The sequence below is a fragment of the Kribbella sp. CCNWLW201 genome, from assembly GCF_037203805.1.
Taxonomy (GTDB): Bacteria; Actinomycetota; Actinomycetes; order Propionibacteriales; family Kribbellaceae; genus Kribbella.
Window position 1 is genome coordinate 192,911 of the sequence record NZ_JBBCBQ010000010.1, and the last position, 23,837, is coordinate 216,747.

Here is a 23,837-nt window from a genome sequence, read left to right on the forward strand (position 1 = left end):
TTAGTTTGGAACGAGGCCGCGGTCAAGCCGAATAGGATCGGGTGGTGGAGAAGGTCGACGGACGGTTGGTGCGAGGCGATCAGACCCGGCGCGCGGTACTGCGCCGGGCGGTCGACATCGCGTCGGTCGACGGGCTCGAGGGTCTGTCGATCGGGCGGCTCGCGACCGAGCTCGGGATCAGCAAGAGCGGACTGTTCGCGCACTTCGGCTCGAAGGAGGAGCTGCAGCTCGCCACTATCCGGGCCGCGCGACGGATCTACGCCGACGAGGTGGTGACGCCCGCGTTCGCGGTCGAGCCCGGGCTCGAACGGGTGTGGCGGATGAGCGAGTGCTGGCTCGACTACTCGCGTCGCCGGGTGTTTCCCGGCGGCTGCTTCTTCCAGAAGGTCTCCCACGAGTACGCCGCTCGCGGGGGAGCCGTCCACGAGGCGCTGGCCGGGGTGCACCGGGAGTGGATGGAGCTGATGGAGAGCGTCGTACGCGAGGCGGTCGAGCGTGGCGAGCTCGACGCGGATCCGGCGCAGCTGGCGTTCGACCTGAACGCGTACTACGAGGCTGCCAACCTCGCGTCGATCCTGCATGACAACCAGGCCGGCTATGACCAGGCGCGTCAGTCCATCCGGACGCGACTGGAGTCGGCGACCGGTACGACGCTGCCCTGGTAGGTCGGCAGATCGCGGTGTCGCCGGATCGGTGAGCACAGCAGGACCAGGCCGGCCAGCGGTACTCCGGCTGTGGTGATCCACAGGGCTGGTCCGAGGCCGAGGAGTTCGCCGAGTGTTCCGCCGAGGAGCGCGCCGAGCGGGATCGTCCCGTAGTTCACGAACGAGGTTGTCGCGGCGAGGCGGCCGAGGAGTTCTGGTGGGCAGTACGACTGATGGAACGTCGCTTTGACGACGTTGCCGCCGACGACGCCCAGGCTGACGCCGAAGGCGCCAACCAGGTAGAGCCACGGGCTCAGGCTGCTCAACGGGATCAGTAGTGCGAGGGTCGGCAGGCCGAGTTCGCAGAGGAGCAGGGCGCGCGCGGTGCCGAAGCGGGCGGCGAGACGGCGGCCCGCGAAGGCGCCGAGGATGCCGCCGCTCATGGCCGCGGCGATCAGCGCGCCGACGGTGCCGGGGGACAGGCCGGCCTCGCGGACCAGGAAGACCACGATGATCGCCTGGTAGCCCATCAGAGCGAGATTCGAGACCGCTCCGAAGATCGTCAACGTGCGCAGCCAGACGTCTTTCGCGACCAATGCGATACCGGTCCTGATGCCGCCCGCTTGGCTCGTGTACGTCGTACGTCGTTCTCGGAAGCGGATCGCCGCCAAGCAGGTAAAGGCGATCAGGAACGTGGCGGCGTCGACGAGAAGTGCGTTGGCTGGTCCGGCGAACTGGATGAGGAGGCCGCCGCAGCCCAGTCCGGCGAGCTGCGCGGCGGAGGCGCTGCCGTGCAGCTTCGCGTTGCCCTCGGCGTGATCGGGAGGATCGAGAAGGGTCGGCAGGTAGGCGGTGTAGGCAGTTTGGAAGAGGACTGCCGCGGCGCCGATGAGAAGTGCGGCTGTCAGTAGGAGGTCGATGGTGAGGATGCCGGCCCAGGCTGCGACCGGGAGTGCGGCCGTGAGCAGGAAGGATGCGGCTGACGATGTCAGCAGGATCGGCCTGCGGTTGCGTCGGTCGATCCACGCGCCGGCCGGTAGGCCGATCAGCAGCCAGGGCGCCCACGCGGCTGCGGTGAGCAGGCCGACCTGGAAGGTGGTTGCCTCGAGCATCGAGATGGCGATGAGTGGCAAGGCCACCGACGAGGTCGCGCTGCCGAACCGACTGACCGTCTCGCCGATCCACAGCAACCGAAAGTCCCGATGCCGCCGGAGCAGGCTCACGATCTGCGCGGGAATGACTGGAGCTGGACGATGACTCGTTCGGCGTTGTCGCCGGTCGGTTCGGTCGCCGTGTAGCGGTCGATCACCTCAGCGATCTCCTCGTTGAGTGCGTGGAGTTGCTCGGGCGTGAGGCGGAGATCGCGCCAGTCGGACAGTGCCGCCGCGTGCTGCCACTCGGCCGGCCAGTTCTCGTCGACGTACGCCCGGACGCGGTCGAAGTACCGCTCGACCAGATGCCGTAGGTAGACGTCCAGCGCGCCGCTCGTCTCCGGATCGTCGCGGAACTCGGCAGGGTCGAGGACGGTCCGGCCGGGGATCCGCCACCACCGCTCCCGCTTGGTGCCGCGCTCGACGTCTTCCTCGATGTACCCATGCTCGGCGAGCAACCGCAGGTGCCAGCTGATCGTGCCGGTGTTCTCACCCAGTCGTGCGGACAAGGTGGTCGAGGTTGCCGGGCCGTCCAGCTCGAGCGCCTCCAGGATGTCCATCCGGAGTGGGTGCGCGAGTCCGCGCAGGCTGCGGGCATCAATCCGTCGCATGCTTGCAGAGTAGTCTCTGCAAATAAGTCTCTGCAACACGCGGACTGTCGGTGGCGACCCATAGCTTGTGCGGCATGCGGCCTCATGTGGTGGCTCAGGTAGCGGTGTCCCTCGACGGGAGGACGTCGGGTTTCGACGTGGATCTCGCACGCTTCTATGCGCTGGCGACGCTGTGGCAGGAGGACGTGACGCTGGTCGGTGCCGACACGATCCTGGCGCAGGAGGACGCCGTACGCTCGGCGCCGCATCCCGGTCGGCGGTCGGAGGGTCCGCTGCTCGCCGTCGTGGACAGCCGCGCCCGCGTCCGCGAGTGGGAGGGCCTACGACAGCTCGGCTACTGGTCTGACGTACTTGCCCTGTACGCCGACCAGACTCCAGCACGACCGCCCGACAGCACGACCCGCGAGCTCGTCACCGGCTACGACCGGGTGGACCTGGTCGAGACCCTGGACATCCTGGGCAATCGCGGCGCCCGGGTCGTCCGCGTCGACTCGGGCGGCGGCCTGCTGGGCGCGCTCCTCGATCTGAGCCTCATCGACGAACTCGCCCTTCTGGTCCACCCGGTCGTCGTCGGCTCCGGCCGACGCTGGTCCGAGGGACACCATGTGAACCTCGAACCAGCCGGCACCGAGGTCTTCGAGGGCGGCGTCGTCTGGCTGCGGTACTGCGTCTAGTGGTTCGTGAGGTCGTCCGATCGGCCGGCTTCGAGGCGGGACCAATGGGAGATGGGGCGGCCGTTGGTGATCAGGCCGCCGGGCTCCCAGGGTTGCGGCCAGCCGTCGGGTGAGTCCTCGTGGGTTTCCTGGCGTCCGTACACGGTGAGGTCCATCAGCGAGTAGCTGTTGTCCATCACCTCGACGCCGCGGATGGTCGTCCACCAGGTCTCGAACACCCGGTCGCCGTCGCGGACGTAGCAGACCAGATGCATCCGGCCGATGACCCGCCCGACGAGGAGTGTGTCGAGGGAGTCGAGGGCCGAGTACCACGGCATCGTCCAGCCCATGAAGTCGTGGTACCGGCGGCTTTCGTCGTACGGGCCCTGACAGAAGACGGCGTACGTGATGTCGCGGGAGTGCAGGTAGGACAGCTCCGAGACGTGGGTGTTGCACCAGGTGCAGCCCTGACACTGCTCGGCCGCGGGATGGCCGGGATACCACATGAAGTAATACGCGATGAGCTGCCGACGTCCCTCGAACGCGTCGAGCAGGGTGAGCGGTCCGTCGGGACCGATCAGCTCGATGTTCGGATCCACTTCGACCATCGGCAGCCGCCTGCGGGCCGCGGCGATCGCGTCGCCTTCGTGGGTGTGCGCTTTCTCCCGGACCCGCAGCTCTTCGATCTCTGCTTCGAAGGTCTCTCGATCGACGATCGGCGGGAGGTTCGTCGTGGTGGCGTCCTTCATGACGGTGTCCTGTCGTTGCTTCTTCTCGGTCATGATCGGGACGTCGGAGCCGGTTCGTCGGTCTCGACCTGGCCCTGTGCTCTTTCCGGGTTCCCTTTGTGGTGTTCACGAAACTGTCGGTGCGGGCGGCTACTGTGAGCGGTGATGAGGAAGCAGCATGAGTGGTACGACGAGCATGACGCCGAGCGATGGGTGGCGGAGCCGGTCAAGCGGCCGGGGCGGACCGCCTTCGCTCGCGACCGTGCGCGCGTGCTGCACAGTGCCGCGCTCCGGCGACTGGCGGCCAAGACGCAGGTCGTGACGGCCGGTAGCGACGACTTCGTCCGCAATCGGCTGACGCACAGCCTCGAGGTCGCGCAGATCGGTCGTGAGCTCGCCTTGACGCTGGGTTGCGATCCGGACATCGTCGACGCGGCCTGTCTGTCGCACGACCTCGGCCATCCGCCCTTCGGGCACAACGGCGAGCGGGCGCTCGACCAGGTTGCGGCGGAGATCGGCGGCTTCGAGGGCAACGCGCAGACACTGCGCCTGCTCACCCGGCTGGAATCGAAGGCGTTCGACCCGGGCGGCCGCAGCGTCGGTCTCAACCTCAGCCGGGCAACCCTCGACGCCGCCACCAAGTACCCGTGGCCCCGGCGGCCGGGTCAGCGCAAGTTCGGTGTGTACGACGACGATCTCGCGGTGTTCGAGTGGTTGCGCCAGGGCGTCGGCGACCGCCGGTGCATCGAGGCGCAGGTGATGGATTTCGCCGACGACGTCGCGTACTCGGTGCACGACGTCGAGGACGGGATCGTTGCCCACCACATCGACCTGGCCGCGGTGGATGCGGATCGGGCGCCGTACTGGGAGATCGTCCGGCGGCTGTATTTGCCGGAAGCAACGGATGCGGAGCTGGACGAGGGCTGGCGGCGGCTGACCAGGTTGCCGTACTGGCCGGGTGCGCCGTTCGACGACAGCCGGCGGGCGCTCGGCGGGCTGAAGGACCTGACCAGTCAGCTGATCGGGCGCTTCTGCACCGCCGCGGAGCAGGCGACGCACGCTGTATTCGGTCGCTCGCGCCTGATCCGCTACGAGGCGGACCTGATCATCCCCGACGGCATCGGCGTGGAGATCGGCCTGCTCAAGGGGGTCGGCATGTTCCACGTCCTCAACTCCCCAGAACGCCAGGCCCGCCGCGCCACCCAACGCGAACTCCTCACCGAACTCGTCGAAGCCTTGTGGAAGACCGCGCCGCTTCACCTCGACGCGGCCTTCAAGGCCGACTTCGCCGAGGCGGCCGACGACAACGCCCGCCTCCGCGTCATCGTCGACCAGGTAGCCTCCCTCACCGACCCCTCAGCCCTCGCCTGGCACACCCAACTAATCCCCTAGCCCGCACACCCCTTTCCCACGGCAGGCCCCCGCCCTGGCGCATCTCGGCGCTCGTCGTGCGGCGCCCGCGGCGCTCCTCGTGCCGCACCCCCGGCTCCTTTCGCGGCCTGGCCATCCTCGTGCTGCGTCTCCGCCCGGCACCCCGGGTGCTCCTCGGCGGAGTGGGGGCGGCCGCGGCGACGCTGCTCTCCTCGGCCGCCGGGTACGCGCTGGTCAAGTTCAGGTTCCCCGGTCGGGAGGCGGTGTTCACCGTCGTACTGGCCGGGGTGCTGATCCCGGCGACCGCGCTGGCGTTGCCGCTCTACCTGCTGTTCAACAAGATCGGGCTGACCAACTCGTACGCGGCGGTCCTGATCCCGTGCATGGTGTCGCCGTTCGGGGTGTACCTGTGCCGGATCTACGCGACGGCCGCCGTACCTGACGGTCTGCTGGAGGCGGCCCGGATCGACGGCGCGGGGGAGTTGGCGATCTTCGCGCGGATCGTGCTGCGGGTGATGACCCCGGCGCTGGTGACCGTCTTCCTGTTCCAGTTCGTCGGGATCTGGAACAACTTCTTCCTGCCGTTGGTGATGTTGTCGGATCAGAAGCTCTATCCGGTGACGCTCGGGCTGACGTCGTGGCACGGGTACACCGACCGGGCGCCGATCCTCTACCAGCTCACCGTCGGCGGCGCCCTGCTGTCGGTCATCCCGTTGATGATCCTGATGGTCGTTCTGCAACGCTACTGGCGCTCCGGCCTGACTCAAGGAAGCTTGAAGGCCTAATGTCGACGGTATGACTGATGCAGAGCAGATTGTCATCGTCGGCGCGAGTCTGGCGGGAGCGACCGCGGCCGAGGAGCTCCGGAACGACGGCTGGACCGGCGGCATCGTCCTGATCGGCAGCGAGACCAGGCTGCCGTACGAGCGACCACCGTTGTCCAAGGGCGTCCTGCTCGGCAAGGACCAGACCGATGTCGCGCAGTTGCACGATCAGCAGTGGTACGACGACAACAACATCGAGCTGCGACTCGGCACGACCGTCACCGGGATCGACGCCAAGGCGCACAGCGTCACGCTCGACGACGGGTCGCAGGTGTCGTACGGCAAGCTCCTGATCGCGACTGGCAGTCGCGTACGGCGTCTCGACGTACCGGGTGGTGACCTGGCCGGTATCCACTACCTGCGGACGGCTGACGAGTCACAGGCTTTGACCGACGCGTACGCCGCCAAGCCGCGAGTGGTCGTGGTCGGCGCGGGCTGGATCGGCCTCGAGACTGCGTCGGCCGCGCGGGAACGCGGCTGCGAGGTGACCGTGGTCGAGCCGCAGTCCACTGCGCTGGCCGCCGTACTCGGTGAGAAGATCGGCGAGCTGTTCGCGGAGTTGCACCGGCAGCACGGGGTCGAGTTGCGGTTCAACACCGGCGTCGACGGGTTCGAGGGCACTGACAAGGTGACCGGGGTTCGGACCTCCGACGGTGAGGTCCTCCCGGCGGATCTGGTGATCGTCGGCGTCGGCGTACAGCCGAACACCGAGCTGGCGGCCGAAGCCGGGATCGAGGTCGCGACCCGGGACAACGGCTCCGGCATCGTGACCGGTCCGGACCTGCAGACGTCGGCGGAGGACGTGTACGCGGCCGGTGACGTGGTCCGGTGGGAGCACCCGCTGTTCGGCCGGCCGGTCCGGGTCGAGCACTGGCAGAGCGCGAAGGACTCCGCGAAGTCGGCGGCGAAGGCGATGCTCGGTCAGGACGTCGCGCACGACGCGATCCCGTTCTTCTTCACCGACCAGTACGACCTCGGCATGGAGTACGCCGGTGACGTTCCGCGCGGGGCGTCGTACCAGGTGGTGCTGCGCGGCGATCCTGCCTCGGGTGCGTACCTCGCGTTCTGGCTCGACGATGATCGGCATGTCCTGGCCGGGATGCACGTCAACACCTGGGGTGCGATCGACGGCGTCCAGGACCTCATCCGGTCGGGCAAGCAGGTCGACCCCGAGCGCCTCGCCGATACGTCGGTCGAGCTGTCCGAGGTCTAGAGCGGGTAGGCGACGTACGCGAAGCTCTTGCTGTCCGGCGACCAGCTCGGCACGTTCATCGTGCCCTGGCCGCCGAACAGTGAGGTGAGCTCCCGGATCTCACCTTCGGGGCTCAGCAGGCGCAGGCGTACGTCGTCCACATCCGCCGGGTGGCCCAGCGTGCCCGGCGGGAAGCTGACGTAGGCGATCGCGGAGCCGTCCGGTGCGGGGTGCGGGAACCAGTTGACCCGCTCGTCGAACGTCAGTTGCTCGACCTCGCCGGTGCTGACCGAGCTCCGGAACAGCTGGGCGTGGCCCGGCGCCGTCGACGCGCGCTCGGAGTTGAAGTAGATCCACTTCCCGTCCGGGCTGTACTCCGAGCCGTCGTCCGCGTGCTCGTCGTTCGTCACCTGTACGTCGGCGCCGCCCGCGGTCGGGATCGTCCAGATGTTGGTCACGCGGCGGTCGCCCACCTGCTCCAGACCGATGTAGGCGAGCGTCTGCCCGTCCGGCGAGACCCCGTGCAGGTAGTGGTGGAAACCCGGTCCGCGGTCGTTGCTCACCCGGCGTGGCGCACCGCCTTCGAGCGGTACGGCGTACAAGTGGCCATCGTCGGCCGAGACATAGATCGTCGTACCGTCCGGGCTCAGGACGTGGTCGTTGTTGATCGGCGGCACCCCGCCGAGGTCGATCTCCTCGAGCCCGTCGCCGACCCTGAACAGCCGCCCGTCACCGTTGACCACGAGATCGCCGGAAGGGGTCCAGTTGGGTGCCTCGAAGAGCACAGTGGACGAGCTGTAGACCAGGCGAATCGCACCGGTGTCCACCTCCAGGACGTAGAGCTCGGACCGTTGACCAGGGCGAAGAGTTCGTGGCATGGCATCCAGATTAAGTTCACTGCGCCAGCGTCGTAGACTCACGGGGTGGCAGGCCGGATCAAGGACGAGGACATCGCGCTGGTGCGCGAGCGTGCCCGGATCGACGACATCGTCGGCTCGTACGTGACCTTGAAGAACGCCGGCGGTGGGTCGCTGAAGGGGCTGTGCCCGTTCCACGACGAGAAGTCGCCGTCGTTCAACGTCACCCCGTCGCGCGGATTCTTCTACTGCTTCGGCTGCCAAGAGGGCGGCGACGTCATCGACTTCATCCAGAAGATCGACCAGATCAGCTTCCACGAGGCGGTCGAGACGCTGGCCGCGAAGGTCGGCATCCAGCTCCGGTACGACGAGTCCGGCGCGCCGATCCAGCGCGGTCCGGCGAACCAGCGGCCCCGGCTGGTCGAGGCGCACAAGGTCGCCGCCGAGTTCTTCGTGGAGCAGCTGTTCGGCGCACCCGACGCCACGCTCGGGCGGCAGTTCCTGGACAAGCGCGGGTTCGACAAGGACGCCGCCGTACATTTCGGGGTCGGGTTCTCGCCCCGCGGCGGTGAGGCGCTGACGGCGCATCTGCGGGGCCGCGGCTTCACCAACGCCGAGCTGGTCGCGTCCGGGCTGTCGGCGGACGGGCAGCGCGGGCTGTACGACCGGTTCCGCGGCCGGCTGATGTGGCCGATCCGGGACGCGTCGTCGGACGTGATCGGGTTCGGCGCCCGGCGGCTCTTCGACGACGACAAGATCGAAGCGAAGTACCTGAACACCCCCGAGACCCCGATCTACAAGAAGTCCAAGGTCCTGTACGGCGTCGACCTCGCCCGCCGCGAGATCGCGAAGGGCCGCCAGGCCGTGGTCGTCGAGGGCTACACCGACGTGATGGCCTGCCACCTGTCCGGCGTCCAGACCGCCGTTGCCACCTGCGGTACGTCGTTCGGCGACGATCACGCGCGAGTGCTTCGGCAGTTGCTGCTGGACCACGACCAGTTCCGCGGCGAGGTGATCTTCACCTTCGACGGTGACGAGGCCGGCCAGCGGGCGGCGCTGAAGGCGTTCGCGGGGGACCAGGCGTTCGCCTCGCAAACGTACGTCGCGGTGGAGCCGGACGGACTGGATCCGTGCGACCTGCGGCTGCAGAAGGGCGACGCTGCCGTCCGTGAGCTGATCGGCCGGCGGGTGCCGCTGTACCGGTTCGTGCTCGCCAACGTGCTGTCGAAGTACGACCTGGACCGCGCGGACACCCGCATCGACGCGTTGCGGGACGCGGCCCGGCTGGTGGTCAGCATCCGCGACCGGTCGAAGGTCGACGCGTTCACCCGTGAGCTCGCCGGCCATCTCGGCATGGAGGTCGACCAGGTTCGCACCGAGGTGTACCGGGCTGCGTCTCGTCCACCTGCTGCTGTGTCGAACGATCGGCCGCAGCCGGTCGTCGTACAGGGGGAGGCTCCTCCGCCGCCGCCACGGGTGGATGTGCCGTCGCCGCGGGACCAGCGGTTCGTGATCGAGTGGGACGTGCTGAAGATCGCGATGCAGCATCCGGCACTGGTGAGTGTCGCGTTCGACGAGTTGGACGACCACGACTTCACGCATCCGTGGCTGGCCGCGATCCGGTCCGCGATGGCGAAGGCGGGCGGACCGGCGGCCGCGGCTCCCGGTGAGGCCTGGGTGGTCGCCGTACGCGATGCCATCGGCAACGATCCCGCCGCGGCGGTGGTCGGCGCGCTGGCGGTCGACCCGCTCCGGCTCGGCCGCGAACCGGACGAGGCGTATGCGCTGGCCCTGCTGGCCCGGTTGCAGGAGCTGACCTGCGCGCGCCGGATCCAGGATCTGAAGTCGAAGCTCCAACGCACCAACCCGATCGACCGGGCGGACGACTACAACCGCATGTTCGGCGAACTCATAGCCCTAGAGGCCTACCGCTCCGACCTCCGCAAGAAGGCGATCTCCGGCGCGCTCTAGGGTGTGCCCATGGTTGTTGCCGACTGGGGCGCGTACTCCGGTGTCGCCGGTTCCCGCGAGATCTTCGACGGCCCGGCCGCCCGAGCGCTGTGTGCAGAGCTGGAAAGTCAGGGGCTGGGCCGCGTACTGGTGACCTTCGGCGTTGCCGACGGCCCCACCTTCACGATCGGCCTCGGTGCCGAGGACTCGTGCGCGGCCTACTGGGAGTCGGCTGACCCGCCGTACTACGAGAGCGTCGGCTCGCTCCCGGCCGACGCCCTCATCGACGACGCCTACGACACTCAACACAGCGAACTCCCCGGCACGGTGCGCATTCCCAAGAGCTTGGCGCTCGACGGCCTGGCGGAGTTCGTGGAGACCGGCCGCCGCCCTTCGTCCATCACGTGGACCGAGACTTAAACCATGTGGAGAGCGGCGGCGGTGCTTGCCTGGATTCCTGGGCTTGGGTTCGGGGTGCCGGGTGCTTATGCGATCTGGTACCTCGCCGACCACGGCACGGTCTGGACCTTCCTCGGCTTCCCGACGTACGGCGATGGCCCGTTCGAATCCATCGGCCTCGACACCACCGTGCTGCTCCTCGTGGCCTTCCTGGCCGTCTGCCTCGCCGAGCTTCTCCTCGGCTACCTCCTCTGGATCCGCCGAGGTGCCGTGTTCGCCTACGCGCTCCTGCCCCTGGAGTTCGCCTTCTGGATCGGCTTCGCCCTCCCGATCGGTCCCATCGTCGGCCTCCTCAGAACCGTCCTCGTCATCCGAGCACGTTGATCCACGGGTGCGCGACGTAGAACTCGTACGCCGACATCCGTTCGCGGATCCGGTCGAAGTCCCATAACGGCGTAGCGATCTCCAGATCCTCATGCTCAACGCGACTGATGCCCGCGAAACAGATCCTGCACAGGCTCAGCCGGCATGCCCGCGCGCTTACGTGTCGATCTTGAAGGGATCGTGTTCGACGAGGAGTTTGTCGAGTCTGGCCTGGTCGACGCGGTTGGTCACCTCGGCCAGTTCCTGGCGGTCGCGAATGACCTTGGAGAGCGTGATCGTCGACGTGACGACGAACAGCAAACCAAGTGCGAGAAATGCTCGCACCCATCCGGCCGCGGGCAGGTAGATCAACGCAAGACCCATCGCGGTCAGGGAGATGGCAAACGAGAGAATCGCCTGGACGTAATACGCGGCTGTGGTCGATGGCTGAATCGGCTTCGTCATGGGTCTATCGTCAGTTCGCCACCAGGTACGCCGCATGCGATGAACTACTCAGATCAGGGGAGGCGGTTCGGCCAGCACCTCGCGGGAGCCGAGTGCCTCGATCTCGGCCAGCGATTTGCGCCGCCCGCACTTCGCAATCCGTCCCAGTATTGCCGCAGCAGTACCCGATCGCGCGTAAGTCGGTCGTCGGTCGGCACCACAGTCAGGCAGTACGCAAGGTCGTGGGGCCCCAGCCCGGGCTTCGCCTCAGACCAGTCGATCACCTTCGGTCGTACGTCGTCCGGCCTGAAGGACACGTTGCCGAGAAAGTGGAAATCCCCGGCCCCGGCCTCTGTCATCCGCCGTAGCCATCCGCCCTAGCCGCCTTCCCCAGCCGCCCGCCGTACTCCGCACGGAGTACGGCGAAGTGTCTGCCGTGGCCAGACGCGTCAACCCCGCCGGCTTGACAGCGTGATCGCCATGACTTCTGAACTACGGGCGCCCGACCACTCCGGTGCCGATACCAGACCGAAGAGATCACGGACCAAGACCGTGGTGCCGTGGCTCATGCTGGCTGTGTGGACCGGGCTGGTGGTGGCCGGTTTCTCACTCGCCGGCAAACTCGACTCGGTGACCCGCGATGGCCAGGCCGACTACCTGCCGGCCAGCGCCCAGTCGACCAAGGTGCTCCAGGCCGAAGCCGAGCTGCCCGGGGGTGAGAACGGCCTGCTCGTGGTCGTGTACGAACGACCCGACGGCCTCCAACCGGGCGATCGGGAGGCGGTCGTACGCGGCCACACTGAGCTGGCGGAGCGATTCGGCAACGACACCGCTGCACCGCCCCAGATCATCGACTCCGCCGACGGCACAGCCCTGCTGTACGCGCTGCCGCTCGACCGAGAGGCGATCGACGAGGAGGCCGGCGCCACCGCCGAGGCGCGTCACCTTCTCGCCGACCGGCCGAACGGTCTGAATGCCTATGTCACCGGTCCGACCGCGCTAGGGGCCGACATGGACGAGGTCTTCGATGCCGTCGACGCTACGTTGATGCTCGCTACGGCCGTAGTGGTGGCGGTCCTGCTGATCCTGACGTACCGCAGTCCGCTGCTGTGGCTGGTCCCGCTCACGGCGGTCGGGGTCGCGGCGATCATGTCGATGGGTGTTGTCTACGCACTCACCCAGATCTTCGACTTCACCGTGACGAGCATGAGCTCGGCGCTGCTGATCGTCCTGGTCTTCGGCGCGGGCACCGACTACGCCTTGCTTCTCGTGTCTCGCTACCGCGAGGAGCTGCACAACCACGAGCGGCCGATCGACGCGATGCTGGCGGCGCTGCGTGGGGCCGGCCCGGCAATCCTCGCTTCGGCGGCGACGGTGGTAGCCGGCCTGTTGTGCCTGTTGGCCGCGGATCTCAACAGCACCAGCGGTCTCGGCCCGGTGGGTGCGGCGGGCATCGGGTCCACGCTGCTCGTCATGTTGACGCTTTTCCCGGCCCTGCTGGTGGTGCTCGGGCGCCGGGTCTTTTGGCCGTTCGTGCCGCGACTCGGGGTTGAGGCACACGCATCTGGTTCTCGGTGGGCTCGGCTTGGTGAGCTGGTTGCGCGCCGCCGCGTCGTCAGCTGGGCGGTGCCGCTGGTGATCCTGGGCGGTCTCGCGCTGGGCACAGTGGGTGCCAGCGGCTCGCTTCCGCAGCTGGACCAGTTCGCCCGTTCGACACCGGAGTCGGTGGCCGGGGCGAAGCTGATCGAGGCGCGCTACCCCGATCAGAGCGGTCAGCCGCTCACCGTGATGAGTCGGCCGGACCAGAGCCGCGAGGTCCTGGCCGCCGTCGAAAGTACCCCGGGGGTTGCCGAAGCCGAGATCGGCCGGACCAGTGACGACTGGGTGGAGATCTCCGTGATCCCGGTCGACTCGCCAGAAAGCGCGGGTGAGACGGCAACGATCAAGCGGCTGCGGGAGCACGTGCACGAGGTCGGAGGCGAGGCCGTGCTGGTCGGTGGGCCGAGTGCCGAAAGGCTTGACGAGGCCGAGACCAACAAGAGCGACCGCAATCTGGTGATGCCGCTGATCCTGCTGGTGGTGCTCGCCATCCTCGGGCTACTGCTGCGGGCGATTGTGGCTCCGCTGGTATTGGTCGCCACCGTCGTGGTGTCGTTCTTCGGAGCCCTCGGACTGTGCAACCTGTTGTTTGAACAGGTGCTCGGTTTCGCCGGGTTGGAGCCGTCGGTGCCCCTGATCGGGTTCCTTTTCCTGGTCGCACTCGGGGTCGACTACAACATCTTCTTGATGACCCGGGTACGTGAGGAAGCCGCCCGGCACGGCACTGTCGAGGGCACGAAGCGTGGCCTCGCGGTGACCGGTGGCGTGATCACCTCGGCCGGCGTCGTGCTCGCGGCGACGTTCGCGGTGCTCGCCACGCTGCCGCTCGTCATGCTCGTCGAGATTGGGATACTGGTCGCCGTCGGCGTGCTCATCGACACCTTGCTGGTGCGGTCCATCGTGGTTCCCGCACTGACGATGTCGCTGGGTTCGCGGATCTGGTGGCCCAGCAAGCTCTGGCGCACGGGATAGGACTGTGTCGATGACCCTGTCGATGACACTGTGGGAACGATGATGGCGCTCCGTCCGTCAGTAGCCGATCGGCTGCTGACGGCGGCGGCGTTCGTGCTCGGCGTCGTCGTCGCTATCACGCTCCAGGCGGTCGATTTCGACGGTGAGCGAAGCGTGGATCTGTGGGCGATCGCGCTCCTGGGCGCGATGTCGGCGCCGTTGCTGGCCCGCCGGCGCCGGCCGATCTTCGTCGTCCTCGCGGTCCTCGCCGTGTCGACGCCGTACCACATCCTCGACTATCCCCATGAGGCCACGATGCCGGCCTCACTTGTGGCGGCGTTCACGGCGGCGCGCTACAGCGCGCCACCGCGGCGGGCCGCCGCCGTCCTGCTGGCGGTGGCCGCGGTGACCGTGCCGGTCCTCGCCGACGAGGCGTCGGGGGCACCTGACGATGCTCTCCTCGGCGTCGGCTGGCTGTTCATGGCCTTCTTTGCCGGGCTGGCGGTCCGCTTCCATGAAAACTGGAAGGCCGCCGTCACTGCGCGGGTCGAGCAGGAGCGTGCCGACGAGGTCGAGCGGCGGGTCGCCGAGGAGCGGGTCCTGATCGCTGCCGAGCTGCACGACGTCCTAGCGCACGGCCTCGCGGTCGCGAACGTCCAGGCGTCCGTCGCTGCGCACCTGATCGACCAGCTGCCGAGGCGCGGGGATGCGTCGCTGCAGGAGCTGTCCAGCACGCTGCACAACCTGTCGGACACGAGCCGGGCCACACTCCGTGAGCTGCGTGCCGTTCTGGACGTGCTGCATGGTGGCGATGCCGAGCCAACCGAGCCAGCGCCCCACCTCGGCGAGCTGCAGCGTCTGGTGGAGATGGCCGAGGCGGCTGATGTCCGGGTCGACGTGGAAGCTGACGGGCTCCCGGACGAGTTACCGTCGACGGTGTCCATCGTGGCCTATCGGATCATCCAGGAGTCGCTCACCAATGTCATTCGACACTCGACGGCCAAGCACGCGACCGTCCGACTCGACCGGAACGGCCACCGGCTGCGGATCGCGGTCATCGATCACGGGCCCGCGCGAGCGAGCTCAACCGTGACACCGGCCGGCTTCGGGATCGCCGGGATGACAGGGCGAGCACAGGCCGTCGGCGGCGAACTGTCCGCCGTCCCGGGCAAGTCCGGAGGATTCGAAGTACGGGCCAGCCTGCCGCTGCCGGAGATCTGGCGGGTGCCGTCGTGATCCGGGTCCTGCTCGCCGACGACCAGACCCTGGTGCGCGGCGCGTTCGCGCTGCTGGTCAACTCCGCTGACGACATGGAGGTCGTCGGAGAGGCCGGCACCGGCGACGAGGCGGTGACGCTGACCCGGGACCTGCGCCCCGACGTCGTCTTGATGGACATCAGGATGCCGAGCACCGACGGCATCGAGGCGACCCGGCAGATCATCGCTGACGATGAATCGAGCCGCAGCAAAGTGCTGGTCCTGACCACGTTCGAAACAGACACCAACGTACTGCGCGGCCTTCGCGCGGGGGCGTGTGGATTCCTGCCCAAGGACACCCGTCCGGACGCGCTGCTGGACGCCATCCGCACCGTCGCGGCGGGGGAGGCGCTGCTGTCGCCCGGCGCGACCAGGGCGGTCATCACCCGTGCGCTGAGTCGCCCGGACGCCCCTACGCCTGAGCGGCTGGCCAGCCTGACGGCGCGCGAACGCGAGGTGCTTCGGCTGGTCGCCGCGGGCCGAAGCAACCAGGAGATCGCGGACGAGCTGGTCGTCAGCCCGCTAACCGCCAAGACTCACGTGGCCCGCATCCTGGCGAAGTTGGGCGCTCGCGACCGGGTCCATCTCGTGATCGCGGCGTACGAAGCCGGGCTCCCCTAGGGTGTGATGTCCAGCCGGGTGATGGGTGAGGTCTTGCCGATCGCGCTGTGGGGCGGGTGGTGGTTGCAGACCTCTGGAGGCCGTGGTGAGAGCGCGGTGCACTGTTGCCCGGCTGGACCCGACAGCTTCAGCGATCGCCCGGATCGACAGGCCGCCGGCCTTCAGTTGCCGGGCGGTGCCGATCTGGCCGGGAGTCAACGACTTGCCCCGGCCGCTCGGTGTGGACGCGCGGCGCGATTGTTCTTGACCTTGTGTAGATCAGCGACACCGTCATCGGCCAGCTCGACGCCGAACGGGTCCGCCACTGCCCCGATTCGCTGACCGAGCTGCAGCGCGAATCGATCACCCTGGCCTACTACGGCGGCCACACCTACAGCGAGGTAGCGACCCTGCTGGACAGCAAGCTACCCACTATCAAGGCGAGAATGCGCGACGGACTGGTCCGGCTCCGCGACTGCCTAGGAACTCGTGATGCGGTGTTTCAACCTGGACGCCAAGGTACGGCGTGGCGCCGGCAAGGATCTCGTTCTCGCCTCGATCCGCATCGACTTTCGCGACCGCCAGGAGCTGACCCTGCCGGAAGCGATTGCCGACGCGTCCGTCGCGTCGGCCGGAGCGCTGCAGTTGGACGACGCGCACCGCCTCCTCACCGAGCACGGAGTCGAAATGATCCGCGACCAGGACCAAGTCCTGACGCGAGCCCTGGACCACACCACGATCCGCATGGTCAGCGACGACCGCGGCTTCGTGCGAGAGGCGTCCGTCCATTGGCGCCCCACACCCGGCGGCTGGTTCTACTCCGAGGAAAACGAAACGGGAATCTGGGTCTCCGCAGATTGAGGCCCACTCCCGAGCGACTTCACGAACTGCCGGCAGGAGTACACGCGACTGAACTCGTTCCGCAGAGCGTCCTCGCGATCAGTCCAGGCGTGGAAGAACCCCGTGCGCGGCATGAGGTCCGACCGTGATCCGAACGCCGCACGCGCCTCGTCCGGTTCGGATGCGTAGACGTGGAGATAGCGCATCGCTTGCTCGAAACCGTGCGACCGATACCAGGCCAGCGTTTCCTCGTCGTCCCGGGTCCAGGCATCCACCTGTACGACGCCACGCGTGTGCAGCCGAGCACAGATCTCGTCGAGAAGCCGGGTCGCGACACCCAGCCGACGGTGGTCAGGGTGGACCGCGATCGTCTCGATCGTCGCCTCGTTACCGGTGACACTGGCGTCCAGCAAGCCGATGACCTGTTCATCTGCGACTGCTACCAGTTCAAGGCCGGCTTCGCGTTCCGGCTTCGAGGTGGCGACGTCGTCGTAGTACGCCGTACCAAGGAAAGCCAGGACGCGGCAGCGCAACCAGTACGTCTCATCGGCCGGGTCGTAGTCGCGCAGAGCCCACTCCGTCACGCCGACGATCCTCCCATGCACCGGGTCGCAGGTTCTTGCGTTGGACGGCGTACCGGCTTCTGTGCGTTGTTGTCTTGAATGGTGTGGAGATATGGGGTAGCGAGGGATCCACACGGCCGGCCGCGTTGTCGGCAGAGGGGAGCGATCCGTGAGCACGCTGACCATTGATCTCTTCAGCAGTCTTGACGGCTTCGCCTCGGCTGAGGACTGGCCGGGCTACTGGGGCAAGGAAGGGCCCGAGTTGCTGGCGTGGCTGGAGGAGAAGCTGGCCGAGGACCACGTCATCGTGATGGGCGCGAACACCTACCGGATCATGTCGCAGATCGTGGCCGAGATGGAGGATCCGACGTTCGAGCGGATGGCCGAGATCCCGAAGTTCGTGTTCTCCAAGACTCTGGAACCGCCGCTGACGTGGGCCAACACGCAGCTGGTCGCCGAGGACGCCGTCACGGCGATCCGCAGGATGAAGGACGAGGACTCGGCCCCGATGCGGACGATGGGCAGCATCTCGCTCAACAAGGCCCTGCTCAGCGAGGGTCTTGTCGACAATCTTCAGCTCGTGGTCTTCCCTGTGGTCACTGGCCAGACTGGGCTCGAGCCCATCTTCGCGGACTGGCCCGACCTGGACCTCGAACTCGTCACCTCACGCACCTTCGACGGCCGCATGCAACTCCTCAACTACGTCCCCACCCTGCACTGAGCCCGGTCAACTGGCGAGCTCCGCGAGCACGGCCTGGATCGCTGGGCTGGCGTTGGCGCTGCGTCGCCACGCCGCGTTGACTTCGCGCTTCGGTGGTCGCCTGAGGGGCCGGGAAACGAGCCCATCTCCCAACGGCGGGCGCGCAAGGCGAGGGATCAAGGCGATGACGTTGCTCGAGGCCACCAGCGACAACTGGCTGGCGAAATCGTCAACCAGGTGACGAACGTCGGGGTCTTCAGGCGCATCGGCAAACAGTCGCCGGAACCACTGATGGCACACCGAGCCAGGCGGGCTGGTCACCCATGCATGTCCGGCAAGGTCGGCGCCGGTGAGCGGCCGGCTGAGCCGCGCGAGGGGATGCGTTCGAGTCATGACGAGGTCGCCGAGATCGGTGTGAAGGTGGCTCTGGGTCAAGGCTGGTGGCAGCGGGGCCGGCAGTCCGTCGGCGTCGTGGATGAGGGCAAGGTCGGCGGTACCGGCATCGACGCTGTGGAGGGCCTGGTCGGGGTCGAGCTCGGTGACGTGCAGGCGCAGATCAGGGCAGCTTGTCGACAGGCGCAGTACAGCCGGGGCGAGCAGCCCGCGAATCGCCGTCGAGAAGGCGACCACGCGGAGTACACCGCGCGGTGTGCCCTCCGAGACTGACTGTGCGGCTTCGGCGCAGCGCTCGAGCGCCTGGAACACTTCGGGCGCCGAGTCGACGATCGCCTGCCCGGCGGGAGTGAGTACGACGCCGCGTCCTGCCGGCGCGAGCACGGCCACACCGACCTGGCGTTCGAGCCTCTTGATCTGCTGTGACACCGCCGAGGCCGTGAACCCGAGCTCATCGGCCGCCCGCGCGAGCGTCCCGAGAGCAGCAACCGACCGCAGCGCTCTCAGCGCACCGACCTCGACTTCAACCATGAAGGAAGGCTACGCAATATCGGCAAAAAACCATCGCTAGACCATAGCAATCTGGCTGCCGCAGGATCGCATCATGACCGACGCCTCTGCTGAACTCCTCTTCGGCTCCAACCTCGTCGCCATGGTGACCCCAATGCACCTCGACGGCACCATCAGCGAACCCGGACTCACCAACCTCGTCGACCACCTGCTCACCACCGGATGCGACGGCATCGTCGTCGGCGGAACCACCGGCGAGTCGCCCACCCTCACCGACGCCGAGTCAGCCCAACTCGTACGTGCCGTGGCGACCCAATCGAACAACCGCGCGCGAGTCATCGCCGGCATCGGCACCTACGACACAGCCGCCAGCGTCCGCCGGGCCCGCGAGGCCGAGGCCGCCGGAGCGGATGCGTTGCTGCTCGTCTGTCCCTACTACTCCAAGCCAACCCAGGCGGGACTGATCGCGCACTGCGTGGCAGTGGCTGACGCCACCAACCTCCCCGTGATGCTGTACGACGTCCCCGCCCGCGCCGGTATCGCCTTCGAAGCACCCACCCTCATCGAACTAGCCGGCCACCCCCGGATCCGCGCAGTCAAGGACGCCAAGGGCGACCTCTTCGAAGCGATGACCATCATGGCCCGTACGACGCTCGCCTACTACTGCGGCATCGACGACCTGAACCTCCCCTACCTGGCCTCCGGCGCCACCGGCGTGGTCAGCGTCGTCGGCAACCTCATCGCCAACCGCAACGCCGACCTCATCCAAGCGATCCGCAACGCCGACCTCGACACAGCCCAAGCGATCCAGACCTCGCTGCTTCCCTTGATAGACGCCATCATGCACACCTCCCAAGGCGCCATCATGACCAAGTCCGCCCTCACCGAACTCGGCATCATCCCCCACCCCACAGTGCGCCTCCCTCTCCTCGAGTCGCCACCCCCACACCTTCAGCGCCTGGTGGACGCCCTGGCAACAATCGCCGTACCTGCCTAACACCCCAACCCCAGTTGGAGCCGTGCAGAGCAAGAGCCCGACCCAACCTGTCAAGGATGACCCGGACTCATACAACGACGCAGCTATCGGAAAAGGGATGGTGTGGCGTCAGGACTTCCCGCTCTGCTCACACACCATCGTGTCCGTTCAAGACGAGAGTGCAACGGCCAGGTATGCCGCGGATACGGCGAGGGCGGCCAGCGCGGGGAGCGCCTCGCGGTGGGGATCGTGGGCTCGCCGGTGATAGGCGAGAGCACCGAGGAGCAGTAGTGCCATGCCGATGCCGGCGGCAATGCCGACCGGCCGCCAGAGCAGGCCGGCGAGGATGCCGCCGGCCGCGGCGAGTTCGGGAATGGCAAGGAGTCGGTACCTGGACCAGGGGATGCCGAAGTGGGCGGCGGCGTGGCGGATTTTGGGAAGTCCGAGCAGCTTGCCGACGGCGGGGCCGAGGGACGCTGCGGTCAGTAACAGTGAGAAGACAACGAACACGATGAGACTCCGGGGTGATTCAGTTGGCGGGCCCGCGCCGGACTGCGAGTCCGGGGCGGTCTGACGCGCAGCCCGCCACATGCGGGTAGGGCGCGTGGAGCTCAGCCGATGTGCAGCTTTTCCTTGACGGCGTCGACGCGCTCGTCGACCTTGGCGCGGAACTCGGCGCGGTTGCGCTCGCGCAGAACGCGGTTGGCTTCTTTCTGAGCCGCCTCGGCTGCCTCGGCGGCGGCTTCCACCTCGGCGATGACCGCGGAGGTCGGCTGGCGCTCGACGGTTGCATCGAAGCGTGCGGCAAGCTGATCGAGGGGTACGGCGGTGGTCTCGGCCGTCTCGAGAATCAGGACGGTAATGCCCGGGGCGATCTCGCGGGACAGCAACGCCAGCGTGCCGTCGACCTTGGTCACCCGGTCGATGTCGACGACGCCGCCGACGAGCGCGCCGGTGCCGAACCCGAGCAGCACTCCGAGCGGTCCACCCAGCACGCCGATCAGCATGCCGACGAGGCCGCCGGTGGTGGTGCCGACACCGATCGTGGAGTCGCCACCTTCCGGCATGCGCAGCGTTCCGTCCGGCCGCCGTTCCAGCAACGCGGCGCTGCGAACCTCCAGGCCGGTGAGGCCGGCGTCGAGTTGCCGCAGCTCGGACAGCGCCTGGTAGGCCTGACTGGCTTCGGAGAAGCGGACAACGGCGATGGATTTGTTGATGGTCATGTGGTCCTCCGTGGACTCGGTTCGAACGATCTATGAGACAGAGTGCCTCACAAGTCATCTATGATGCAAGTTGTCTCATAGTGGTGGCCGTCACCTCTGCGCAGGGAGGGATCCGCTTCTATGAGACAGAATGGCTCGAAGATGTCCAGCAGTCTGTCTCTTAGCGAGGTATGTCGTCGTGAACCAACCAACCGATCCGCGAGCAGTACGCAGCCGCGAGGCGATGCTGGCTGCCGGGGGCGCGCTGCTGGCCGAGGAAGGCCTCGAGGCCGTGACACATCAGGCGGTTGCGGCCCGCGCGGGGGTGGGCCGGGCGACCGCGTATCGGCACTGGCCGCAGTTGCTCGATCTCCGGCTGGCCGTGCTGTCCGCCAGCGAGCACGACCTGCCCCTGGCGGATGCCGCTGCCGGCACCGACCCGCGCGCCGAGCTGGCCTTTCACCTGCGGGCCATCGCCCGGCGGCTCCACGAGTCCGCTGGCGCGGTGGTCGCGGCCGTAATTGGCGGCGCCGAACATGACGAGGGCATGCAGGTACTGCGCGAGAGGCTCGTGCAGCCGATGACCGACGCGCTTCGCCCGGCCCTGACCGAGGCGACCGAGCGTGGACTGTTGCGGTCCGACGTCACGGCCGAGACGTTCGCCATGGCCACCATCGGGCCGCTGTTCTACCAGCGATTCCTCCTCGGACATCCGCTCGACGACGCGACTGTCGAAGCGGTCGTCGACATCGCCTGGCGTGCCTACGCCCCGACGCCAATAGCAGTCAGCGGTCCGGACATCGAGCAGGCAGCTAAGCGTCCCGACGAGATCTAAGTCGTTATCAGCCAACTCCAGTTCGGAGGCTCTTGAGACCAGCCGTCGCGCCCTCGGTTCCAAAGCCTTCCACCCTGAACTGCTTAGCGTTGCCCCGGCTCGCGCAGCTCCTGGCAACTGAGATGGGGATGGGCCGTGTCGTAAGGCGGGCGGGACGTCAGCGGTGCTTAAGGTCGCGTGGTGCGCGTCCTCCCTGCTGCCCTGATCGTGCTCGGCTTCGCGGCTACGGGGTGCGCCTTTCCGGTAGCCGGCGCTAATCCGGCCGAGCCGAGCACACCGCCACGAACCACGCCCACCGGCGCTCCCGTCACCGTTCAGCCAGGGACTGGTACGGCCAGGCTGATCACTGCCGAACTTCGCCAGGTCCGCGTCATCGCCGTACGGCCTGAGGTGTCTGGGTACAAGCGGGACCAGTTCGGGCCGACGTGGACTGATGATCACGCGGGTCGTGGTGGTCATAACGGTTGCGATACTCGCAACGACGTACTCACGGCCCAGTTGACTGCGGTGCATTACCGCGATCGCTCTGCATGCGTCGTCATCGCAGGCGCCCTTCCGGTTGAGCCTTACACCAGTCGTCGGATCGAGTTCCGTAAGGCCGCTGCGTCCAAGGTGCAGATCGATCATCTATATCCGCTGGCGCGGGCGTGGGACATGGGCGCGGCCCGCTGGTCCCTGCAGCGGCGCATCGACTTCGCCAACGACCAGTCCGCGAACCTGCTCGCTGTCGACGGACCAGCCAACGCTTCCAAGAACGACGCCGGACCTGGCGAGTGGATGCCCCTCAACCGCACCTACCGCTGCACCTACGTCCTGCGCTACCTCCAGGTCGCCCACAAGTACTCGTTACCAATCACCACCGCCGACCGCGATGCCGCCCAGGGAATCACCCGAACCTGCCCTTAGGAATCCGAGTTGCCTCACCGACAGGCACACGGGCCAACAGACTTGTCGATCATCGCAACGCTCGGGTGGTCGGTGCTGATCTTCTTCGACCTGCCAGAACAAGGACTTGTCGGGCATCTCGTAGGTCGTGCGCAGGATCGGCGTTTGGGCCGTATGACGCGCGCCGGATCGGGACCTTCAGCGGTGGCGGAGAGTCGTTGGTCCCTGCCCGGCGGCACCTCGGGGACGGACAGTGGTGATGACGGACCTGCTACTCGGCTAGGAGGTCCAGATGAGGATGATGCCGCGTGGGTGCGCTGTGCTCACCATGGTCCTGGTAAGCACTCTCGCGGCCCCGGAAAGGCTTGGGCAACCTCTCCTACGCCAGCAAACGACCTCCGACCCGCGCCGCTGTGAGTGGAACCAGAGAGTTCCGGCAGCAACCGAATGCGGGCGCTGGTCACCGGGTACTGGGGAAACGCCCCCAGACGGGAGGCTCCTCATGGGTGCTGCTATTGCGATACCGCTGATCATCGTCGTCCTGATTTCGGTCGGCTTCGCTCTGTGGACTCTGTACGTCGTCGCTCTCGAAGGGGTGACCGTCGCCAAGGCGACGCGACGCCACGGCTCGGGTGAGACCGCGGCGCACTACGAACCCACGGACCATCAACACGTCTCCACCAAGCCCCCCACAGGAGTACGACCAGAGACCAACCAACCGCGCTGACTGATCCTGATACCTCGTTCGTGCCCTCCGCGTGTCCCGGCCGGTGGTCGTGCCGGCCACTCGCGGGATGCTCAGGGGCGTGCTGCTGGTACCGGCATCGAATGGCATGGGGTGGTCGGTCCACCACAGGTCAACGACCAGAACCGCGCCTGGCGTGCGATATTCACTTGGTAGGGCGGGCGGGACTCGAACCCGCGACCCAGGGATTATGAGAGCCATGCCACTTGCCGCGCGAGTCAACTTCAGGCTGCGTGGGTTCGGGATTCGGCACCTCTAGCTAACTGAACACACTCTACTTGACGCGATTTCATGTCACGAGTCATGTCACGCGGAGGCGTCTGCGACTTGGCAGGTTCGCTCACCGCCGCGTTCGCTCAACGGGCTCGGCGTGCCGAGGCGGCCGACCGACGCTCAGATTGACATAGGGACGCTGTGGGCGAGCCCGTTGCGGCCTGCCCAGCTAGCCTCGCCCACGCCGCGCGTAGGACGGCGCCGACACAGCCCGATCGCAGGTGCACGGCGAGAGCTCTGAGTCCTGGCGACTGACCGCCGGGTAGTCCCTGTCCCTCTGGCCGCGCGACCGGCCGGTCACGACGGAACATCGTTTCCGCAG

The 23,837-nt window shown here is 67.5% G+C and carries 26 protein-coding genes and 2 pseudogenes; 18 read left to right on the forward strand and 10 right to left on the reverse strand.

Annotated elements, in window-relative coordinates:
• Positions 1 to 44: 44 nt before the first annotated feature.
• Positions 45 to 665: a TetR/AcrR family transcriptional regulator gene (locus V9K99_RS33550; protein WP_337323790.1), complete on the forward strand. Its 621-nt coding sequence runs from the start codon at positions 45 to 47 to the stop codon at positions 663 to 665.
• Here V9K99_RS33550 and V9K99_RS33555 read toward each other — a convergent pair.
• Both V9K99_RS33555 and V9K99_RS33560 read right to left on the reverse strand, forming a co-directional pair.
• A complete protein-coding gene (locus V9K99_RS33555; RefSeq protein ID WP_337323789.1) occupies positions 611 to 1,867 on the reverse strand; it encodes an MFS transporter in 1,257 nt (418 codons plus the stop codon). The two genes, V9K99_RS33550 and V9K99_RS33555, sit on opposite strands and share 55 nt — an antisense overlap.
• Entirely contained in the window at positions 1,864 to 2,406 is a 543-nt protein-coding gene (locus tag V9K99_RS33560; RefSeq protein ID WP_337323788.1) for a helix-turn-helix domain-containing protein, read from the reverse strand. Before V9K99_RS33560 ends, V9K99_RS33555 begins: the two co-directional genes overlap by 4 nt.
• Before the next feature lie 74 nt (positions 2,407 to 2,480).
• On the opposite strand from V9K99_RS33560, the gene V9K99_RS33565 reads away from it, so the two are divergent.
• Positions 2,481 to 3,080, forward strand: a complete 600-nt coding sequence (locus V9K99_RS33565; protein WP_337323787.1) for a dihydrofolate reductase family protein — start codon at positions 2,481 to 2,483, stop codon at positions 3,078 to 3,080.
• On the opposite strand, the gene V9K99_RS33570 is transcribed toward V9K99_RS33565, so the two are convergent.
• Positions 3,077 to 3,841 (reverse strand): DUF899 family protein, encoded by a 765-nt coding sequence (locus tag V9K99_RS33570; protein ID WP_337323786.1) that lies wholly within the window; start codon positions 3,839 to 3,841, stop codon positions 3,077 to 3,079. The genes V9K99_RS33565 and V9K99_RS33570 overlap by 4 nt on opposite strands.
• A gap of 111 nt (positions 3,842 to 3,952) precedes the next feature.
• On the opposite strand from V9K99_RS33570, the gene V9K99_RS33575 reads away from it, so the two are divergent.
• The 3 genes from V9K99_RS33575 to V9K99_RS33585 all read left to right on the forward strand — a co-directional run bounded on the left by V9K99_RS33575 (position 3,953) and on the right by V9K99_RS33585 (position 7,195).
• On the forward strand, positions 3,953 to 5,179 hold the full coding sequence (locus V9K99_RS33575) for a deoxyguanosinetriphosphate triphosphohydrolase (RefSeq protein WP_337323785.1): 1,227 nt from the start codon (positions 3,953 to 3,955) through the stop codon (positions 5,177 to 5,179).
• Between the two features lie 119 nt (positions 5,180 to 5,298).
• Positions 5,299 to 5,943 (forward strand): carbohydrate ABC transporter permease, encoded by a 645-nt coding sequence (locus tag V9K99_RS33580; protein ID WP_337323784.1) that lies wholly within the window; start codon positions 5,299 to 5,301, stop codon positions 5,941 to 5,943.
• Between the two features lie 10 nt (positions 5,944 to 5,953).
• Positions 5,954 to 7,195 (forward strand): NAD(P)/FAD-dependent oxidoreductase, encoded by a 1,242-nt coding sequence (locus V9K99_RS33585; RefSeq protein ID WP_337323783.1) that lies wholly within the window; start codon positions 5,954 to 5,956, stop codon positions 7,193 to 7,195.
• Here the strand turns inward: V9K99_RS33585 and V9K99_RS33590 are convergent.
• Positions 7,192 to 8,052 carry a TolB family protein gene (locus V9K99_RS33590; RefSeq protein WP_337323782.1) on the reverse strand — a complete coding sequence of 287 codons (861 nt, stop codon included), beginning with the start codon at positions 8,050 to 8,052 and terminating at the stop codon, positions 7,192 to 7,194. The two genes, V9K99_RS33585 and V9K99_RS33590, sit on opposite strands and share 4 nt — an antisense overlap.
• A gap of 45 nt (positions 8,053 to 8,097) precedes the next feature.
• On the opposite strand from V9K99_RS33590, the gene dnaG reads away from it, so the two are divergent.
• Genes dnaG through V9K99_RS33605 form a run of 3 tightly spaced genes read left to right on the forward strand, consistent with a single transcriptional unit; the run spans position 8,098 to position 10,764 of the window.
• Positions 8,098 to 10,002, forward strand: coding sequence for a DNA primase (dnaG, locus tag V9K99_RS33595; protein WP_337323781.1), 1,905 nt, complete (start codon positions 8,098 to 8,100; stop codon positions 10,000 to 10,002).
• Positions 10,003 to 10,011: 9 nt separating this feature from the next.
• Positions 10,012 to 10,401 carry an Imm1 family immunity protein gene (locus tag V9K99_RS33600; RefSeq protein ID WP_337323780.1) on the forward strand — a complete coding sequence of 130 codons (390 nt, stop codon included), beginning with the start codon at positions 10,012 to 10,014 and terminating at the stop codon, positions 10,399 to 10,401.
• A gap of 3 nt (positions 10,402 to 10,404) precedes the next feature.
• Positions 10,405 to 10,764 (forward strand): hypothetical protein, encoded by a 360-nt coding sequence (locus tag V9K99_RS33605; protein ID WP_337323779.1) that lies wholly within the window; start codon positions 10,405 to 10,407, stop codon positions 10,762 to 10,764.
• 156 nt (positions 10,765 to 10,920) lie between these two features.
• Here the strand turns inward: V9K99_RS33605 and V9K99_RS33610 are convergent, their stop codons facing one another.
• Positions 10,921 to 11,208: a YiaA/YiaB family inner membrane protein gene (locus V9K99_RS33610; protein WP_337323778.1), complete on the reverse strand. Its 288-nt coding sequence runs from the start codon at positions 11,206 to 11,208 to the stop codon at positions 10,921 to 10,923.
• 459 nt (positions 11,209 to 11,667) lie between these two features.
• On the opposite strand from V9K99_RS33610, the gene V9K99_RS33615 reads away from it, so the two are divergent.
• The 3 genes from V9K99_RS33615 to V9K99_RS33625 are packed head-to-tail and all read left to right on the forward strand — an operon-like array spanning position 11,668 to position 15,614.
• A complete protein-coding gene (locus tag V9K99_RS33615) occupies positions 11,668 to 13,758 on the forward strand; it encodes an MMPL family transporter (RefSeq protein WP_337323777.1) in 2,091 nt (696 codons plus the stop codon).
• A gap of 39 nt (positions 13,759 to 13,797) precedes the next feature.
• Positions 13,798 to 14,973: a sensor histidine kinase gene (locus tag V9K99_RS33620; RefSeq protein WP_337323776.1), complete on the forward strand. Its 1,176-nt coding sequence runs from the start codon at positions 13,798 to 13,800 to the stop codon at positions 14,971 to 14,973.
• Positions 14,970 to 15,614, forward strand: a complete 645-nt coding sequence (locus tag V9K99_RS33625; RefSeq protein WP_337323775.1) for a response regulator transcription factor — start codon at positions 14,970 to 14,972, stop codon at positions 15,612 to 15,614. The genes V9K99_RS33620 and V9K99_RS33625 overlap by 4 nt, the downstream gene beginning before the upstream one ends.
• On the opposite strand, the pseudogene V9K99_RS42790 reads toward V9K99_RS33625, so the two are convergent.
• A pseudogene (locus V9K99_RS42790) lies at positions 15,516 to 15,815 on the reverse strand (hypothetical protein); the annotation flags it as partial. The gene V9K99_RS33625 and the pseudogene V9K99_RS42790 overlap by 99 nt on opposite strands.
• A 71-nt stretch (positions 15,816 to 15,886) precedes the next feature.
• Between V9K99_RS42790 and V9K99_RS33630 the strand changes: the two are divergent.
• Positions 15,887 to 16,054 (forward strand): annotated as a pseudogene (locus V9K99_RS33630) (sigma factor-like helix-turn-helix DNA-binding protein); the annotation flags it as partial.
• Positions 16,055 to 16,085: 31 nt separating this feature from the next.
• The gene (locus tag V9K99_RS33635) at positions 16,086 to 16,454 is read left to right on the forward strand and encodes a hypothetical protein (protein WP_337323774.1); all 369 of its coding nucleotides are present in this window, start codon (positions 16,086 to 16,088) and stop codon (positions 16,452 to 16,454) included.
• Here the strand turns inward: V9K99_RS33635 and V9K99_RS33640 are convergent.
• Complete coding sequence (locus tag V9K99_RS33640; protein WP_337323773.1) at positions 16,409 to 17,017, reverse strand: GNAT family N-acetyltransferase; 609 nt, start codon at positions 17,015 to 17,017, stop codon at positions 16,409 to 16,411. The two genes, V9K99_RS33635 and V9K99_RS33640, sit on opposite strands and share 46 nt — an antisense overlap.
• Positions 17,018 to 17,165: 148 nt before the next feature.
• Here V9K99_RS33640 and V9K99_RS33645 point away from each other — a divergent pair, with 148 nt between their 5' ends.
• Positions 17,166 to 17,717, forward strand: a complete 552-nt coding sequence (locus tag V9K99_RS33645; RefSeq protein WP_337323772.1) for a dihydrofolate reductase family protein — start codon at positions 17,166 to 17,168, stop codon at positions 17,715 to 17,717.
• Between the two features lie 6 nt (positions 17,718 to 17,723).
• Here the strand turns inward: V9K99_RS33645 and V9K99_RS33650 are convergent, their stop codons facing one another.
• Complete coding sequence (locus V9K99_RS33650) at positions 17,724 to 18,620, reverse strand: LysR family transcriptional regulator (RefSeq protein WP_337323771.1); 897 nt, start codon at positions 18,618 to 18,620, stop codon at positions 17,724 to 17,726.
• A 73-nt stretch (positions 18,621 to 18,693) separates the two neighbouring features.
• Here V9K99_RS33650 and dapA point away from each other — a divergent pair, with 73 nt between their 5' ends.
• A complete protein-coding gene (dapA, locus tag V9K99_RS33655) occupies positions 18,694 to 19,596 on the forward strand; it encodes a 4-hydroxy-tetrahydrodipicolinate synthase (protein WP_337323770.1) in 903 nt (300 codons plus the stop codon).
• Positions 19,597 to 19,743: 147 nt separating this feature from the next.
• Here dapA and V9K99_RS33660 read toward each other — a convergent pair whose 3' ends face one another.
• Together V9K99_RS33660 and V9K99_RS33665 are read right to left on the reverse strand one after the other, a co-directional pair.
• Positions 19,744 to 20,085: a DoxX family protein gene (locus tag V9K99_RS33660; protein WP_337323769.1), complete on the reverse strand. Its 342-nt coding sequence runs from the start codon at positions 20,083 to 20,085 to the stop codon at positions 19,744 to 19,746.
• Between the two features lie 101 nt (positions 20,086 to 20,186).
• Positions 20,187 to 20,798, reverse strand: coding sequence for a hypothetical protein (locus V9K99_RS33665; protein ID WP_337323768.1), 612 nt, complete (start codon positions 20,796 to 20,798; stop codon positions 20,187 to 20,189).
• A 178-nt stretch (positions 20,799 to 20,976) separates the two neighbouring features.
• Here V9K99_RS33665 and V9K99_RS33670 point away from each other — a divergent pair, with 178 nt between their 5' ends.
• The 3 genes from V9K99_RS33670 to V9K99_RS33680 all read left to right on the forward strand — a co-directional run bounded on the left by V9K99_RS33670 (position 20,977) and on the right by V9K99_RS33680 (position 23,224).
• Complete coding sequence (locus V9K99_RS33670; protein ID WP_337323767.1) at positions 20,977 to 21,612, forward strand: TetR/AcrR family transcriptional regulator; 636 nt, start codon at positions 20,977 to 20,979, stop codon at positions 21,610 to 21,612.
• A 180-nt stretch (positions 21,613 to 21,792) separates the two neighbouring features.
• Positions 21,793 to 22,518, forward strand: coding sequence for an HNH endonuclease family protein (locus V9K99_RS33675; RefSeq protein WP_337323766.1), 726 nt, complete (start codon positions 21,793 to 21,795; stop codon positions 22,516 to 22,518).
• A gap of 481 nt (positions 22,519 to 22,999) precedes the next feature.
• Positions 23,000 to 23,224 (forward strand): hypothetical protein, encoded by a 225-nt coding sequence (locus V9K99_RS33680; RefSeq protein ID WP_337323765.1) that lies wholly within the window; start codon positions 23,000 to 23,002, stop codon positions 23,222 to 23,224.
• Positions 23,225 to 23,837: the final 613 nt, after the last annotated feature.

Bases quoted from the DNA above. Each gene is read 5' to 3' on its own strand.
- V9K99_RS33560 (WP_337323788.1), bottom strand. From the start codon at position 2,406: ATGCGACGGATTGATGCCCGCAGCCTGCGCGGACTCGCGCACCCACTC.
- V9K99_RS33565 (WP_337323787.1), top strand. From the start codon at position 2,481: ATGCGGCCTCATGTGGTGGCTCAGGTAGCGGTGTCCCTCGACGGGAGG.
- V9K99_RS33570 (WP_337323786.1), bottom strand. From the start codon at position 3,841: ATGACCGAGAAGAAGCAACGACAGGACACCGTCATGAAGGACGCCACC.
- V9K99_RS33575 (WP_337323785.1), top strand. From the start codon at position 3,953: ATGAGGAAGCAGCATGAGTGGTACGACGAGCATGACGCCGAGCGATGG.
- V9K99_RS33585 (WP_337323783.1), top strand. From the start codon at position 5,954: ATGACTGATGCAGAGCAGATTGTCATCGTCGGCGCGAGTCTGGCGGGA.
- V9K99_RS33590 (WP_337323782.1), bottom strand. From the start codon at position 8,052: ATGCCACGAACTCTTCGCCCTGGTCAACGGTCCGAGCTCTACGTCCTG.
- V9K99_RS33600 (WP_337323780.1), top strand. From the start codon at position 10,012: ATGGTTGTTGCCGACTGGGGCGCGTACTCCGGTGTCGCCGGTTCCCGC.
- V9K99_RS33605 (WP_337323779.1), top strand. From the start codon at position 10,405: ATGTGGAGAGCGGCGGCGGTGCTTGCCTGGATTCCTGGGCTTGGGTTC.
- V9K99_RS33610 (WP_337323778.1), bottom strand. From the start codon at position 11,208: ATGACGAAGCCGATTCAGCCATCGACCACAGCCGCGTATTACGTCCAG.
- V9K99_RS33615 (WP_337323777.1), top strand. From the start codon at position 11,668: ATGACTTCTGAACTACGGGCGCCCGACCACTCCGGTGCCGATACCAGA.
- V9K99_RS33620 (WP_337323776.1), top strand. From the start codon at position 13,798: ATGATGGCGCTCCGTCCGTCAGTAGCCGATCGGCTGCTGACGGCGGCG.
- V9K99_RS33635 (WP_337323774.1), top strand. From the start codon at position 16,086: ATGCGGTGTTTCAACCTGGACGCCAAGGTACGGCGTGGCGCCGGCAAG.
- V9K99_RS33650 (WP_337323771.1), bottom strand. From the start codon at position 18,620: ATGGTTGAAGTCGAGGTCGGTGCGCTGAGAGCGCTGCGGTCGGTTGCT.
- dapA (WP_337323770.1), top strand. From the start codon at position 18,694: ATGACCGACGCCTCTGCTGAACTCCTCTTCGGCTCCAACCTCGTCGCC.
- V9K99_RS33665 (WP_337323768.1), bottom strand. From the start codon at position 20,798: ATGACCATCAACAAATCCATCGCCGTTGTCCGCTTCTCCGAAGCCAGT.
- V9K99_RS33680 (WP_337323765.1), top strand. From the start codon at position 23,000: ATGGGTGCTGCTATTGCGATACCGCTGATCATCGTCGTCCTGATTTCG.